Raw genomic sequence first — 14,380 nt, forward strand, 5'->3', positions numbered from 1 at the left:
CTGCGTAAATAACCGTCCGTGAAAAGAATCATTCGTTACATATTGGTGCTCCCATTGGCATTACTGGCTACTTATTGGCTGGCGGGTAAGTATGGCGATTCGTTGGAAGAACCTGTTCGAAAATTATTGTTTGCCGCCAAAGGCGATTCTATTCCTAATTATGCGCCGGAGTTTGTTGATGAAAAAGGGATACCCTACGTAGTGTATGCTACGGAAAACGGCATTACACCCGGCAAGCAATACAACGCTACCATTGTGGCCAACTATGCATTGGAGTATGCTAATCAATATGAGGCTACAAAAGATGCAGCCCTAAAAAAATCATTCATGCATTGTGTGCAGTGGCTTATGGCCAATGCTACTGTGCAAGGCGATACAGCATTGTACACATACCCATGGCGGCAAGCATGGTACCCCGCTATACCAGCGCCATACACCAGCGGCATGACGAGTGGCATGGTGTTGCAGGTATTACTTAAAGCGCAGCAATTACAACCCGATACCAGCTATGCCACACTTGGCCGGCAATTGGTAAACGGCTGCTTTCGTACTATTGATAGCGGTGGCTTTACCATACAAGAACCACAGGGCTGGTGGTACGAAGAGCTTGCAGCTCCGGGTGTGGCTACACCCCGCATTCTCGACGGGCACATTTTCACCATTATTGGATTGCTGCAATACCGCAATGCAAAGCAAGATACCATGGCCGCTATTGCAGCAGAAATGGGGCTTCAATCGCTGCGGTACTATTTACCATTCTACGATGCTGGCAACGGCAACATGTACTACGACCATTTGCATAAACCTGCAGACCGTAAGTATAAAAAAGTAATTACGGGTCAAATGCAAACCTTGTTTGAGCTTACGGGTGACAGCATTTATCTGCAATACCAACAGCGTTGGACAGCCCCCATGAAAAAGCATTACCTGCAACGGATGTATACAGAAGGCAATAAAACTGCGTGGATTATTGTGCTGGCCCTGCTACTGGCAAGCTGGCTCAGTTTTTATGCATTGCTAAAAGCATTTATCCGCAGAAAAATGAAAAAGCACCGTAAATAAAAAAAACCGGCTCAACACTGAGCCGGTTTTTTTGTGGGTAAGACAGGACGCTGGATTAACGCAGTGTGATTTCTTTTACAACACCATCTTTTGTAATGGTGGCTTTATTATCGCAGGTACCATTGCCAAAGTTGAGCACGGCAGTCTGATCGTTGCGGGTCACTTTTACCACGCCTTTGTCTTTCCAGCGGCAGGTAGCAGCCTTATGCAGCGGCTCCATAATCTGGCGGCTCCAGGTGGTGGTAATATTGCGGCGGAATGTTTCTCCACGGGCACCACCGGTAATATTCCATTCGTCATCACGAGGGAAGAGTGGAGTACCCAAGCCTGCAACTTGTGTAATGGTATGCTCAGCATTCCATTTTACATAGCTACCGTTGGGGCGGGTGAGTTTGCCATTTTGTACCAGTCGGCTCATTACTAATACGGCAGATGTGCTGTTGTTTCTAATCACATGGCGTCCCTCCACTTTTACTGAATCAACATAGTAATTGTTGAATTCGGTAACGGCTTGTGCACCCGGTGCTACCAATGGTTTGCTGTATACAGTAATGATTTTTCCGCTGCGCAATTTTCCGTCGCGGCCTTTGCAGCCAGTGCCATAATCAATAGTAATGGTTTTGGGAAAAACACCCGGGTCTTTTGGAACTACGGTAATGGTAAAACAGCGGTTGGCGGGATTGTTGGGGTCGTAGGTTACATCGCCTTCCAATAGTGGCAGGTCGCTGTTGCCGCCGGTGTTGGCGCCACCAAACAATTCAATTTGTCCCAAGCCGGCTTCGGCATCAGCGCCCATGGCCTGGTCGCCTACATCGCCAAAGGTTACTTCGGCTTCGGCATCGTCTTCAGTGGCTTCAAAAGTGAGTGTGCTGGCATCTTCAGTTTCGGTGCCGTTGTTTATTTGTTTCTGACAGCTGGTAAGGGTAGCTGTGGCAAAAAGCAGTGTTGCAGCGAGGGCAAGTTGCAGTGGCTTGCGTATCATTTAAATTGGTTTTTGTGCTAATGGGACTGAGGGCTTTCTTTAGGGTTTAAATTTTGCCAAAAAAAAGATAAAAAACATTTTTTGACGCTTGGGCTATCCAAATGCTGCCGTAATGGTTTGCCTTATTTTCGCCGCATGATGCTTATTGATACACATACTCATTTGTACCAGCCTGCTTTCGATAATGACCGTGCCGACATGATTGCCCGTGCCAAAGCCATTGGTGTTTCCCGGTTTTATATGCCCGGTATTGATAGCGAAGTAATACAGCGAATGGAAGAAGTGGAGCAGGCTTTTCCTGAGTGTATCATGATGCCCGGCCTGCACCCTTGTTCGGTAAAAGAAAACTATCTGGATGAGCTGGCGATTGTGGCCCGGCAACTGGAGCAGCGGGCATTTCCAGCGTTGGGCGAAATTGGTCTCGATTACTATTGGGATAAAACCTTTGCCAATGAGCAGGTTGATGCCTTTCACCGGCAAATAGAAATGGCCTTGCAATATGAACTGCCCATCGTTATTCATACCCGCAATGCCATGCAGGAAACTATTGATTTGGTAAAGCAGTATAAAAGCCGTGGACTCAGGGGCATTTTTCATTGTTTTAGCGGCAGCTACGAGAGTGCCGTACAAATCATTGACCTCGGATTTTTGCTGGGCATTGGGGGAGTGGTTACGTATAAAAATGCCGGCTTGCCAGAGGTGCTGGCCAAGCTGCCACTGGAGCATATTGTGCTTGAAACAGATGCTCCGTATTTAACGCCGGTGCCTTTTAGGGGCAAGCGTAATGAAAGCAGCTACCTGCAATATGTGGTGAGCACATTGGCACAGGTGTACGGTGTGGAAGCCGAGGCTATTGCCACAGCTACCACCACCAATGCACAGCAATTGTTTAAATACTAATGACCGCTAAACTGCGCTTTGCGTTTTTCTAAAAATGCCGTGGCACCTTCCTTGGCATCAGCGGTATCAAAGAGTTCGCCAAAGAGGGTGACTTCTTTTGCCAGGCCTTCTTCTGGCGCAAACGATGCGGTGTTGACCAAATCAATAATGCGGGAAATAGCCAGCGGGGCCTTTGCAATGATGGTTTGTAACAAAGCCTTTGTTTGAGAAAGCAAATCTTCAGGAGTTGTTACATGATTCACCAAGCCCAATTGTTGCGCTTCTGCAGCATTAATCATGTTGCCGGTCATGAGTAGTTCCATGGCTTTGCCTTTACCAATGAGTTGCACCAAACGCTGTGTACCACCGTAGCCGGGTATTAAACCTAGGTTTACTTCGGGCTGGCCAAATTTGGCATTATCTGATGCCAGTCGAAAATGACAGGCCATGGCCAGTTCGCAACCGCCGCCCAGTGCAAAACCATTTACAGCAGCTACAATAGGTTTAGGCGAATTTTCAATCGTTGAAAATACAAGGTCCTGCCCCCGCTGTGCAAGTGCTGCGCCGGCACTGGCATCCAACGCTACAAATTCGCTGATGTCGGCACCGGCTACAAATGCCTTGGCACCCGCACCGGTTATGATGGCTGCTTTTACTTCTGGATTGGTGTACACTTCTGCCAACGCCAGCCCCAATTCGGTAATTACTTCCTTGTTGAGGGCATTCAGTTTTTCGGGCCGGTTGATGGTGATGGTAAGGATATTTTCGGCTATCTCCGTAAGCAATTGTTGGTACATAAATTTTTTTTTCAAACCTACAGCAACAGGCCGAAGACACAAAAGGCAGGTTTTGTTTAACTAACGTCGTTTTTTACCAAACAGTTGATTGTTTTTTACACTGAAAGGATGAACTTTCGCGGGTTAACATTCGATTTGCCTGTTCCTTTGCGCCAGCCTGATTGAAAGCAGAAGAGCAGCATTCACCAAACATCAACCCATGAAGACTTTCGAGCACGTAGATTGTAGCCGTTGCGATAAAAGACAAAGCTCTGTTTTTTGCAATACTCACGGTGAACCATTAGAAAATTTAAGTGATTCTAAAACGTGCTCAGTTTACAAAAAGGGTCAGGTTATTTTTCATGAAGGTGGTCATCCATTTGGTGTTTATTGTGTGAATAAAGGCAAAATAAAACTCTCGATTATTGGCGATGAAGGCAAAGAGCAAATTGTACGCCTTGCCCGTGACGGCGATGTACTCGGCTACCGCAGCATGCTGGTAAATGAGCGGTACAATGCCACAGCCACTGTACTCGAAGATTCGCAAGTGTGCTTTATTCCCCGCGAAATTTTCATGAAAACTTTGCGCAGCGACTCATCGCTGAGTTTTGAAATGATGAAACTGCTGAGCAACCAACTTAGAGAAGCAGAGGTAAAGCTGACCCACCTGGCGCAAAAGCCTGTACGGGAAAGACTGGCCGAAACACTACTCTTTTTGAAAGAAACCTATGGTTACGAGCCTGATAGCACACAAATAGCAGTACAACTTACCCGTGAAGAAATTGCCAACCTGGTTGGTACAGCCACAGAAACCGCCATTCGCTTGCTGAGCGAACTCAATAAGGAAGGAGTGATTGAACTTTCAGGTAAAAAAATATCGATTAAAGATGTTCGTGAACTATCTAGGGTAGCCAACTTAAATGATTGACTACTGACAATACAACGCCTTGCCAGCCATAGAAAAGAGAAGCTTTTGCTTCTCTTTTTTTGTTGAAGCACCCCGAGGCAGAACTGATAAAAATCATAATGAAAATTGAGTGCAGTCATGCAGCACTTGCTTTTGCCAACATAGTTTCGTATCAAGCTAAACTATTTGTTATGATGGCATCCCACCTGGTAGAAGTGAATGAATTAACGCCACCGCAACTGTGTCATTACATAGAACAAAAGCATTATGCCCCCATCCGTCAATCGTTGATAACCTTGGCGGAATATTCGAATCTGATGCAGCACTCCGATGTAGAGCCCGATAAGCTCAGCGTTGGTCATATGCTGTTTGGCCGATTGAAAGAAGAAATGGAACAAGTCATCAGAAATGACAGCATGATTCTTTTTCCCCTGATAGCACAGGCCGATGCCAAGGGTAGAATCAGAGAAGCAACGATACCCGCACAAATGATTCGGGATAAGAATAAAAAAATTCTCAGCCTCTTAGAAAAGCTTCGCCTCATTGCCAACAACTTTATACTCAAACCAGAATGGGATACAGACACCCGCCTGTTTTTTGAAGAGTTGTTTAGCCTTGATCAGCTTATTACACAAGCCATTTACCTGAAAGAAAATGTTTTGCTGCCCCGTATTCAAAAAGCATCGGAGCAGGCCGGTTAAATACCTATTAACGATTGATAGCCATTCTGTAGAGTTGAGTGGTTCCTTCAGTAAACAGCCGGCACCTTATAACCGGCTGTTTCTTTTACAACAACAAAAAGCCCAACGCAGCAGCAATACTTATGGATACAGCAACCCAAACGGAAGTTTCCTGTTTTCATTGCGGCGAAGATTTGCCCGCACAGCCTATTCAATACGACGATAAAAATTTTTGCTGCGCCGGTTGTAAAACTGTGTATCAGGTGCTCAACCAACACGGCCTCTGCGACTATTACGACCGCTCCGAAAAACCCGGCATTAACCAGCGGGTGCAGGTGCGCAAAGACAAGTTTGCCTTTCTGGAAAATGAAGACATCCGTCAAAAGCTGGTACAGTTTTCAGATGGCGAACAAACGCAAGTGATTTTTTACCTGCCACAAATGCACTGCGCCAGTTGCCTGTGGCTGCTGGAGCATTTGTATAAAATGGATGCAGGCATTTCGCACAGCCGAGTCGATTTTCCGAAAAAAGAAGTGTCGGTACTGTTCAACGAAAAGAAAATTTCATTGCGCAAAGTAGCGGAAATCCTTACCAGCATTGGCTATGAACCACACATCAGCCTTAACGATTTAGGAAAAAAGCCCCGCAACCTTTTCAACCGGGAACGTATTTATAAACTGGGAGTGGCCGGCTTTTGCTTTGGCAACATTATGATGATGAGCTTTCCGGAATATGTTGGGCTCGATGGCGTAAAAGAAGCATATGATTTAACGCCGGTTTTTCGCTACCTCAACCTGTTATTGAGTTTGCCCGTTTTATTCTATAGTGCGTCCGAATTTTTCATTAGCGGTTGGGCAGGTTTAAAAAATCGTTTCCTCAATATTGATGCGCCCATTGCGCTGGCCATACTCATTACTTTTTCACGAAGCGTCTACGAAATTTTTTCGGGTACCGGTGCCGGCTATCTCGATAGCATGAGTGGCATTGTGTTCTTTATGCTCATTGGTCGGATACTGCAAGACCGCACCCAGCAATCACTGAGTTTCGATAGAGATTATACCTCTTATTTTCCTATAGCCGTAAATAAGCTAATGGATGGCAAAGAAGTGCCGGTGCCACTGCCCGAATTACGCAATGGCGACAGCATTATTATCCATAGCCACGAAATCATTCCGGCAGATGGTATTTTAGTAAGGGGCGAAGCAGCTATTGATTACAGTTTTGTTACCGGTGAAAGTGTACCCGTTGAAAAAAAGATCAGCGAAATTATATATGCCGGAGGCCGCCAAATGGCTGGTAAAATAGAGCTGCTGTTGGTGAAAGATGTGAGCCAGAGCTACCTCACCAATTTGTGGAATAAAGAAAGTATGCGGAGCGAAGACAGCAATCAGGATTCGTGGGTGCATCCGGTGAGTCGCTACTTTACTGTGGTGCTGTTTACGCTTACTGCCATTGCAGGCATTTACTGGTGGATAAATGACCCTACGAAAATGTGGCCAGCCATCACAACTGCTTTAATTGTAGCATGCCCCTGCACTTTGCTGCTCAGCAATTCATTTACCAACGGGCATGTAATACGGGCATTCGACCGTGCAGGCATGTATGTACGCAATGCTGCCGTGGTAGAGCGGTTGGTAAAAATTACTACGGTAGTATTCGACAAAACTGGTACGTTGACCGATGGCCGTCAGTTTGACATTAACTATAAAGGAGATACGCTTGACGAACAACTTCGCCAATTGCTGGCTTCGGTAGCGGCGCAAACACAACACCCGCTTAGTAAAGCGGTGCTACAATACCTGCAGGTAAAACCTCAGCCATTGCAACATGTGAAAGAGCATGCAGGCCGTGGGGTAGAGGCGTGGGTAAATGACCAATACATCAAACTGGGTAGCCCCATGTTTGTATGGGGGCAAGATCATTTCGACCGCAATACTTCTGTTGTAGCCTGGAAGTTGGATGATGGTCGTCAGGGCCTGTTCTTGCTGAAAAACCACTACCGGAATGGATTGGATAAAATGCTGAAAAAACTGCTGCACAATAAAAAAACAGCAGTACTGAGTGGCGACAATGATGCTGAAAAGAACAACATTCTGCAATTGCTGGGCAAGCCAGCCGATGTAAAATTCAATCAGGCACCTGCCGACAAGCTGGCATATATAGAGGCACTGAAGCTCAACGGTGAGTATGTACTGATGGTGGGCGATGGCCTCAATGATGCGGGTGCGTTGAAAGTGGCCAATGTGGGCATTGCTGTTACGGATGATGTCAATAATTTTTCACCCGGTTGCGATGCCATTTTGGATGCCGGTAAGCTGGAAAAATTGCATGCCTTTGTAGCCATGGCACACCGTGGCCGTAAAGTGGTGATTGGTTCTTTCATCATATCACTGCTGTACAATGTTGTGGGTTTATCCATTGCTTTTCAGGGAATGATGAGCCCGTTGGTGGCAGCCATTTTAATGCCATCCAGCAGTATATCCATTATCATCATCACCTGGCTGGGTATAGAAACCGGCCGCAGAAAGTTAGGTTCTACCAATAAAACGCAGCGCAGGAACTAAAGTAACCTATATTGTTGAAGCAAAAGAGAAAGAGAAGGTATCTCGATTGCACGTTGTGACTAAAACATGACAAAAATCATAGCACACAGTGAGTGCTATCATCCAACAGCGTAGTGTGTCCAAATAGTTTTGACCCCGTTCCATAGCCCACCAACCACTCTCTTTAATCGTAAATCAATCCGCATAGCGATGGCAGTAATACTTATACTCCTTGGAGCCAGCATTTTAGTAGCAGGTGGTTTTCTGGTAGCCTTTTTAGTAAGTGCCAAAAGCGGTCAGTTTGATGACAGCTACGGCCCACCCATGCGTATGCTGTACGACGATCAACCAACAACAAAACTCTAATTACATCAAATATGCAACAACCACTTGAGAGATTCGCTTATGACAACAGGCTTGTAAAAGCCTTTGCCTACGCAACCATTATCTGGGGATTGGTGGGTATGCTCGTTGGATTGCTCATTGCATTCCAAATTGCATTTCCTGCACTCAACTTCGACATGGCTTACACCACATTTGGCAGGGTAAGGCCGGTACACACCAATGCGGTGATTTTCGCATTTGTAGGTAACGCCATTTACATGACCATTTATTATGCATTGCCACGGTTGATGAAGGCATCCATGTATAGCCCTAAGCTAGGCTGGATACACTTTTGGGGCTGGCAGGCCATTATTGTAGCTGCTGCGGTTACACTGCTGGCAGGCTACACTTCGGGTAAAGAATACGCCGAACTGGAATGGCCCATCGACATTGCCATTACACTTGTTTGGGTGGTGTTTGGTATTAATATGTTCATGACCATTATTCAGCGTCGTGAACGGCACATGTATGTAGCTGTTTGGTTTTGGATAGCCACCTGGGTTACTGTGGCCATGTTGCATATTGTCAACTCTTTCGAACTGCCTTTTAGTGCATTAAAAAGTTACAGCTGGTATGCAGGTGTGCAAGATGCGCTGGTGCAGTGGTGGTATGGTCACAATGCGGTAGCGTTTTTCCTTACCACGCCTTTCATTGGTGTGATGTATTACTTTGTACCAAAGGCGGCTAATCGCCCGGTATACAGTTACCGTTGGAGTATCATACACTTTTGGGCGTTGATTTTCTTGTACATCTGGGCTGGTCCGCACCACCTGTTATATACTTCGCTACCCGATTGGGCACAGAGCCTCGGTACCGTGTTTAGTGTTATGCTCATTTTCCCATCTTGGGCTGGTATGCTCAATGGCTTGATGACCTTGCGTGGAGCCTGGGATAAAGTACGTGAAGAACCCATTCTGAAATTTTTTGTAGTGGCGCTTACCTGCTATGGTATGAGCACTTTTGAAGGCCCAATGCTGAGCCTGAAAAACGTAAACGCCATTTCGCACTTTACCGACTGGACTGTTGCACACGTACACGTAGGTGCGTTGGGCTGGAACGGCTTCCTCACTTTTGGTGCCCTGTATTTTTTGGTGCCCCGCTTGTGGAATACACCTTTGTATAGCAAGAAGATGGCTGCACAACATTTCTGGATTGGTACCCTCGGTATAATTCTCTACGCCATCCCCATGTACTGGGCTGGTTTCTCTCAGGCTTTGATGTGGAAAGAGTTTACACCAGAAGGCACTTTGAAATATCAGTTTCTGCAAACGGTAACCAACATTCGCCCCATGTACATTTTGCGTGGCGTAGGTGGTACGTTGTACTTCATTGGTTTCCTTATGCTTGTTGTAAACATTTGGAAAACCATTGCTGCTGGCAAATTCGTTCCTACAGAATATGGCGAAGCACCTGCACTCGAAAAGAATTTTGTACCACATGGCGGTTACAGTTTCTGGCACTCCTGGATTGAGCGTCGCCCTGTACAAATGCTGATTGTGAGCCTCGTAGTAGTAGCCATTGGTGGTTTGCTCGAACTCATTCCTACATTCCTCATTAAATCAAACGTACCCACCATTGCTTCGGTAAAACCATATACTCCGTTGGAGTTGGAAGGTCGTGACATCTATGTTCGTGAAGGTTGCTATACCTGTCACTCACAAATGGTGCGTCCCTTCCGCGATGAAGTGGCCCGCTATGGCGAATACAGCAAGGCCGGCGAGTTTGTGTACGATCACCCATTTCAGTGGGGTAGTAAAAGAACAGGCCCAGATTTGCACCGCATTGGTGGCAAGTATCCTGATAGCTGGCACTACAACCACATGATGAAGCCAACGCTGATGAGCCCTGGTAGTTTGATGCCGAATTATCCCTGGTTGCTCGATGATGATTTGGATACATCCTTAACCGGTGCCAAAATCAGGGCCATGCAAACATTGGGTGTGCCATATCCTGCAGGATACGATCAGATAGCGGTAGCCGACCTGAATAAGCAAGCTGCACAAATAGCTGATGGTTTGAAAAAGGATAAGATCAATACAGCACCCAACAAGGAAATTGTTGCTTTGATTGCTTACTTGCAACGTTTGGGTAAAGACATTAAAGTGAAAGACGAAACCGTAGTCATTAAATAAGCAGTTATGAAATTTATCAATTATCTGCAGAGCATAACCGGTGTGTCTATTTACCCTTTAATCGGTTTGCTGTTGTTTGTAACCTTTTTTATTGGCGTTGCATTTTATGTGTACGGAGCCGATAAAAAAAGCTGGCAGCAAAAAAGTAAACTGCCATTAGATAACTAACATCATTCACCCATCGAATACTTTAGTATATGAGGCTTAAAACATTCAATTATAAATGGCTCGCCATGTTTGGCGGAATGCTGCTGCTGGCGCAGGTAGCAGAAGCGCAACCCAAAGAACCCAGCACCCTCAGCAATCCGCTGGCACAGGTGATGGTACTGATAATGGTGATGCTGGCATTAGCCATAGCCCTGCTGGGCAATGTGGTAAATAATGCCGCCGATTTATTCAGAACAAAACTGCGGAAAGCCCGTGCCGAAAAAAACAGCGGCAATGCAGCTACCGTTATACTGTTGCTGGGTGCCGGTTTGCTGGCTTCCATCACGGGCAATGCTCAAGCCGCAGCCGATGCTGCTGCTACAGCTGCACCTGCAGTAGACAATAGCATCAACGGTTTGTCGCCCTTCACCTTTTACATGATGGTGTCGGTTATAGCAGTAGAAATTATCATTCTGGTGGTATTGGTGTATCAGTTGAAATTTCTTGTTGGTATTGAATCGAAAAAAGTAACAGCAGCAACAGTTGATGCAGTAGCAGCACCCAAAGTAAGCTGGTGGGACAAAATCAATAAATCGGCTAAGATTGAAGAAGAAGCAGCCATTGACCTGAGCCATGATTATGATGGTATTAGCGAACTGGACAATAAACTTCCACCATGGTGGATTGCCGCTTTTGCACTCACCATTTTGTTCTCCGTTGTGTATCTGTATCGTTATCATGTTTCTCACACTGCGCCTTTGCAAATTGAAGAACTGCAAATAGCCATGAAGCAAGCCGAAGAAGAGAAGGCAGCATACCTGGCAAAAACATCGAGCAACGTAGATGAAAACTCAGTGGTGATGCTGGATGCAGGTGCCATAGCTTCCGGTAAATCTTTGTTTGCTGCAAACTGTATAGCCTGCCACGGCACCGCCGGTGAAGGCAATGCTGTTGGGCCAAACCTTACCGATAATTACTGGATACATGGTGGCGATATTAAAGATGTATTTAAGAGTATTAAATATGGTTGGGTAGAAAAAGGCATGCGTAGTTGGAAAGAAGATTTTTCTCCCATGCAAATGGCACAGCTGGCCAGTTATGTAAAATCACTTAAAGGCACCAACCCGCCCAATGCCAAAGAGCCTCAAGGAGAATTATATGATGAAAATCAGGCCGCTGGTGCAACCAGTGTGACTGATAGCACGGCTGCCGCAGCTCCTGCTAAATAGCTTTGACACACGAATGCCTCAAGCCGGCATTCATACCAGATTATGAGTACAGAAAAATCAACCGTTGAGCAGTTAGAAGAGTCGTTTCGCGACAGGATGCCATCTGTAACCAAGGACGGAAAACGGAATTGGATTTATGCATGGCAGCCAAAAGGAAAATGGTACACCCGCCGTACCGTGCTGAGTGTGCTGTATGTGGTGCTGTTTTTTGCTTTGCCTTTTATAAAAATAAATGGTAATCCTGCGCTACAGATAAATTTGGTTGAAGGGAAGTTCTCGATTTTCGGTATGATTTTTTGGCCTCAGGATTTTTTCATCTTTGGCGTAGGCATGGTAACCATGGTAATTTTTATTTACCTGTTTACCATGATCTATGGCCGGGTTTTTTGCGGTTGGGCTTGCCCGCAAACTATTTTCATGGAAATGATTTTCCGTAGAATGGAGTGGATGGTTGAAGGCAATCCTAATGAACAACGCAAACTGAATAATGGCCCCTGGAATGGTAATAAAATTGTTCGCAAAACACTAAAGCATTTTCTGTTTTTTGCTTTCTCTTTTTTAATTGCGAATACATTTCTGGCTTACATAATTGGTGTTGAGGATTTATTCAAAATCATTCAGGAGCCGGTAACACAACATGTTGGCGGATTTATTGCCCTCGTCATTTTTACCCTTGCTTTTTATGGCGTGTATGCTTTTGCCCGTGAAATTATCTGTACCGTTATTTGCCCGTATGGCCGATTGCAAAGTGTGTTGCTCGATCATAACTCTATGATTGTTGCATACGATTACAACCGTGGTGAACCTCGTGGCAAAGGCCGTCGTACGGAAGAAAATAAACTTGGCGATTGTATTGATTGTAAGCAATGCGTGGTGGTTTGCCCCACTGGTATTGATATCAGAAATGGCACGCAATTGGAATGTATCAACTGTACCGCTTGTATTGATGCCTGCGATAATGTGATGGATAAAGTGGGGTCGCCCAGAGGATTAATACGCTACGCCAGCGAAGCACAGCTGGCCGATAATCAGCCATTCAAGTTTACAGGCCGCATGAAGTTTTACTCGGTGGTGCTGGTATTGCTGTTGGCAGGTTTAACAACGCTCTTGCTTACCCGCAACGATGTGGACGTAACATTGCTACGGGCCCGTGGCCAACTCTTTCAGGAGGTAGGAAAAGATAGTTTGAGTAATTTGTACCACCTGAACATGGTGAACAAAACCGTGAAAGATATTGACGTGGTATTAAAGGTGGAAGAACTGCCCGGCGTCATCAAACTGGTAGGTGGCCATCAGCTCCATACACCGGCAGAAGGACAAGCGGAAAGCACGTTCTTTTTGGTGCTGCCCAAGTCGGCCATTAAACGCCGCGACACTGATGTAAAAATTGGTGTGTATAAAGACGGAAAACGAATCAGAACAGTGAAGACCAGCTTCCTGGGATACACTGAATAAAACATCAAGCCTATGACCATCAAATGGAACTGGGGAACCAAAATATTTTTGGTGTACACAGGATTTGTGGTATTCATGCTCGGCATGGTTTACCTGTGTACCCGCCAGAATTACGATCTGGTATCTACCGATTACTACGCACAAGAACTGAAATACCAGCAAGTGATTGATGGCAAAAACAACGCCAATCAATTGGGCAAAGCCATGACCATAGCTGCAACTGATAATGGTGTAGCCGTGCAATTGCCGGTGGCTGCTGTAGAAGGTGAAGGTGAATTACATTTTTACCGCCCCGACAATGCCAGCTACGATTTTAAAGTGCCTGTAAAAGGCGATGGATTAGTGAACATTCCTGCCAATCAATTGAAGACTGGTAAGTACACGGTGAAAGCTAGATATCAGTACGCAGGTAAGCCGTATTACAACGAGGTAATTTATTACGCACCATAATCTTTTTGAACATGGATGCCTTGTACCTCAGCGCTTTGGTTTTAGGACTGGCCGGTAGCCTGCATTGTGTAGGCATGTGCGGTCCTATTGCTTTATCGCTGCCGTTTGCTTCGGCCAATGGATGGGGTAGAGGTATGGGCATACTTGCCTACTTCGGCGGCAAAACATTTACCTACGCGGCATTGGGTGCTTTGTTTGGTATTGTTGGCCAGCAACTGGTGCTGGCCGGATGGCAGCAGGCACTGAGTTTGGTGCTGGGCGTTGCCATGTTGTTTTTTGCGATTGTGACCATTTTCAAACCCGCCATATTCCACAGTAATCAGCTTACCATTTACATGGGTAACAAACTATCGCCGCTCATGGGAGCCATGATGGGTAAGCGGGCCTACTCTGCCACTTTTGTGCTGGGTATGCTCAACGGTTTGTTGCCTTGTGGATTGGTGTATGTTGCATTGAGTGCAGCAGTAGCAACCGGTAGCGTAGTATCGGCTGCTGCATTTATGTCGGTGTTTGGCATAGCCACGGCACCGCTTATGTTGTTCCTGTTATTATTTGCTGCGCAGTTGAGTGCCAAGTATCGCAGTAAGATGCGGCAATGGCTGCCTGTGTTTACCGGCATTGTAGCCATTCTGCTTATTCTTCGTGGGCTCGATTTGGGCATACCATACATTTCGCCAGCATTAGACGGACTGCCCGCCGCCAGCAGAGGCGCCGAAACAATTCCTTGCCACGAATAAAGAGATTATTCTTTCTT

Annotated in this window: 14 protein-coding genes; 12 read left to right on the top strand and 2 right to left on the bottom strand. The window is 45.9% G+C overall.

The features are described 5' to 3' along the window. Positions 1-18 precede the first annotated feature (18 nt). Entirely contained in the window at positions 19-1,062 is a 1,044-nt protein-coding gene (locus V7Q13_RS00370) for a D-glucuronyl C5-epimerase family protein (protein WP_333798698.1), read from the top strand. A gap of 55 nt (positions 1,063-1,117) precedes the next feature. Here the strand turns inward: V7Q13_RS00370 and V7Q13_RS00375 are convergent, their stop codons facing one another. Next, positions 1,118-2,044 (bottom strand): hypothetical protein, encoded by a 927-nt coding sequence (locus V7Q13_RS00375; protein ID WP_333798699.1) that lies wholly within the window; start codon positions 2,042-2,044, stop codon positions 1,118-1,120. Between the two features lie 135 nt (positions 2,045-2,179). Between V7Q13_RS00375 and V7Q13_RS00380 the strand changes: the two genes are divergently transcribed. Beyond that, the gene (locus V7Q13_RS00380) at positions 2,180-2,944 is read left to right on the top strand and encodes a TatD family hydrolase (protein ID WP_333798700.1); all 765 of its coding nucleotides are present in this window, start codon (positions 2,180-2,182) and stop codon (positions 2,942-2,944) included. Here the strand turns inward: V7Q13_RS00380 and V7Q13_RS00385 are convergent. Then, positions 2,941-3,720, bottom strand: a complete 780-nt coding sequence (locus V7Q13_RS00385) for an enoyl-CoA hydratase/isomerase family protein (protein ID WP_333798701.1) — start codon at positions 3,718-3,720, stop codon at positions 2,941-2,943. The genes V7Q13_RS00380 and V7Q13_RS00385 overlap by 4 nt on opposite strands. Before the next feature lie 199 nt (positions 3,721-3,919). Here V7Q13_RS00385 and V7Q13_RS00390 point away from each other — a divergent pair, with 199 nt between their 5' ends. From V7Q13_RS00390 to V7Q13_RS00435, 10 genes are all read left to right on the top strand, one after another. Further along, positions 3,920-4,627, top strand: a complete 708-nt coding sequence (locus V7Q13_RS00390) for a Crp/Fnr family transcriptional regulator (protein WP_333798702.1) — start codon at positions 3,920-3,922, stop codon at positions 4,625-4,627. 170 nt (positions 4,628-4,797) lie between these two features. Next, positions 4,798-5,307, top strand: a complete 510-nt coding sequence (locus V7Q13_RS00395; RefSeq protein ID WP_333798703.1) for a hypothetical protein — start codon at positions 4,798-4,800, stop codon at positions 5,305-5,307. A 122-nt stretch (positions 5,308-5,429) separates the two neighbouring features. Then, positions 5,430-7,850, top strand: coding sequence for a heavy metal translocating P-type ATPase (locus V7Q13_RS00400; protein WP_333798704.1), 2,421 nt, complete (start codon positions 5,430-5,432; stop codon positions 7,848-7,850). 189 nt (positions 7,851-8,039) lie between these two features. Continuing rightward, entirely contained in the window at positions 8,040-8,195 is a 156-nt protein-coding gene (gene ccoS, locus V7Q13_RS00405; RefSeq protein WP_333798705.1) for a cbb3-type cytochrome oxidase assembly protein CcoS, read from the top strand. Positions 8,196-8,206: 11 nt separating this feature from the next. After that, on the top strand, positions 8,207-10,345 hold the full coding sequence (gene ccoN, locus V7Q13_RS00410; RefSeq protein ID WP_333798706.1) for a cytochrome-c oxidase, cbb3-type subunit I: 2,139 nt from the start codon (positions 8,207-8,209) through the stop codon (positions 10,343-10,345). A 6-nt stretch (positions 10,346-10,351) separates the two neighbouring features. After that, positions 10,352-10,513 (top strand): CcoQ/FixQ family Cbb3-type cytochrome c oxidase assembly chaperone, encoded by a 162-nt coding sequence (locus V7Q13_RS00415; RefSeq protein WP_333798707.1) that lies wholly within the window; start codon positions 10,352-10,354, stop codon positions 10,511-10,513. A gap of 29 nt (positions 10,514-10,542) precedes the next feature. Beyond that, positions 10,543-11,721 carry a cbb3-type cytochrome c oxidase N-terminal domain-containing protein gene (locus V7Q13_RS00420; RefSeq protein WP_333798708.1) on the top strand — a complete coding sequence of 393 codons (1,179 nt, stop codon included), beginning with the start codon at positions 10,543-10,545 and terminating at the stop codon, positions 11,719-11,721. A gap of 42 nt (positions 11,722-11,763) precedes the next feature. After that, complete coding sequence (gene ccoG, locus V7Q13_RS00425; protein ID WP_333798709.1) at positions 11,764-13,176, top strand: cytochrome c oxidase accessory protein CcoG; 1,413 nt, start codon at positions 11,764-11,766, stop codon at positions 13,174-13,176. Between the two features lie 12 nt (positions 13,177-13,188). Beyond that, entirely contained in the window at positions 13,189-13,626 is a 438-nt protein-coding gene (locus V7Q13_RS00430; RefSeq protein ID WP_333798710.1) for a FixH family protein, read from the top strand. Positions 13,627-13,637: 11 nt separating this feature from the next. Then, positions 13,638-14,363: a sulfite exporter TauE/SafE family protein gene (locus tag V7Q13_RS00435; RefSeq protein WP_333798711.1), complete on the top strand. Its 726-nt coding sequence runs from the start codon at positions 13,638-13,640 to the stop codon at positions 14,361-14,363. The last annotated feature ends 17 nt before the right edge of the window (positions 14,364-14,380 follow it).

Origin of the sequence: Phnomibacter sp. (genome assembly GCF_036803085.1) — a bacterium.
In the GTDB taxonomy this organism is placed as follows: Bacteria; Bacteroidota; Bacteroidia; order Chitinophagales; family Chitinophagaceae; genus Phnomibacter.

Coding starts and splice junctions, on each gene's coding strand:
- ccoG (WP_333798709.1), top strand. CDS start 11,764: ATGAGTACAGAAAAATCAACCGTTGAGCAGTTAGAAGAGTCGTTTCGC.
- V7Q13_RS00390 (WP_333798702.1), top strand. CDS start 3,920: ATGAAGACTTTCGAGCACGTAGATTGTAGCCGTTGCGATAAAAGACAA.
- V7Q13_RS00430 (WP_333798710.1), top strand. CDS start 13,189: ATGACCATCAAATGGAACTGGGGAACCAAAATATTTTTGGTGTACACA.
- ccoS (WP_333798705.1), top strand. CDS start 8,040: ATGGCAGTAATACTTATACTCCTTGGAGCCAGCATTTTAGTAGCAGGT.
- ccoN (WP_333798706.1), top strand. CDS start 8,207: ATGCAACAACCACTTGAGAGATTCGCTTATGACAACAGGCTTGTAAAA.
- V7Q13_RS00385 (WP_333798701.1), bottom strand. CDS start 3,720: ATGTACCAACAATTGCTTACGGAGATAGCCGAAAATATCCTTACCATC.
- V7Q13_RS00380 (WP_333798700.1), top strand. CDS start 2,180: ATGATGCTTATTGATACACATACTCATTTGTACCAGCCTGCTTTCGAT.
- V7Q13_RS00400 (WP_333798704.1), top strand. CDS start 5,430: ATGGATACAGCAACCCAAACGGAAGTTTCCTGTTTTCATTGCGGCGAA.
- V7Q13_RS00415 (WP_333798707.1), top strand. CDS start 10,352: ATGAAATTTATCAATTATCTGCAGAGCATAACCGGTGTGTCTATTTAC.
- V7Q13_RS00375 (WP_333798699.1), bottom strand. CDS start 2,044: ATGATACGCAAGCCACTGCAACTTGCCCTCGCTGCAACACTGCTTTTT.
- V7Q13_RS00395 (WP_333798703.1), top strand. CDS start 4,798: ATGATGGCATCCCACCTGGTAGAAGTGAATGAATTAACGCCACCGCAA.
- V7Q13_RS00420 (WP_333798708.1), top strand. CDS start 10,543: ATGAGGCTTAAAACATTCAATTATAAATGGCTCGCCATGTTTGGCGGA.
- V7Q13_RS00435 (WP_333798711.1), top strand. CDS start 13,638: ATGGATGCCTTGTACCTCAGCGCTTTGGTTTTAGGACTGGCCGGTAGC.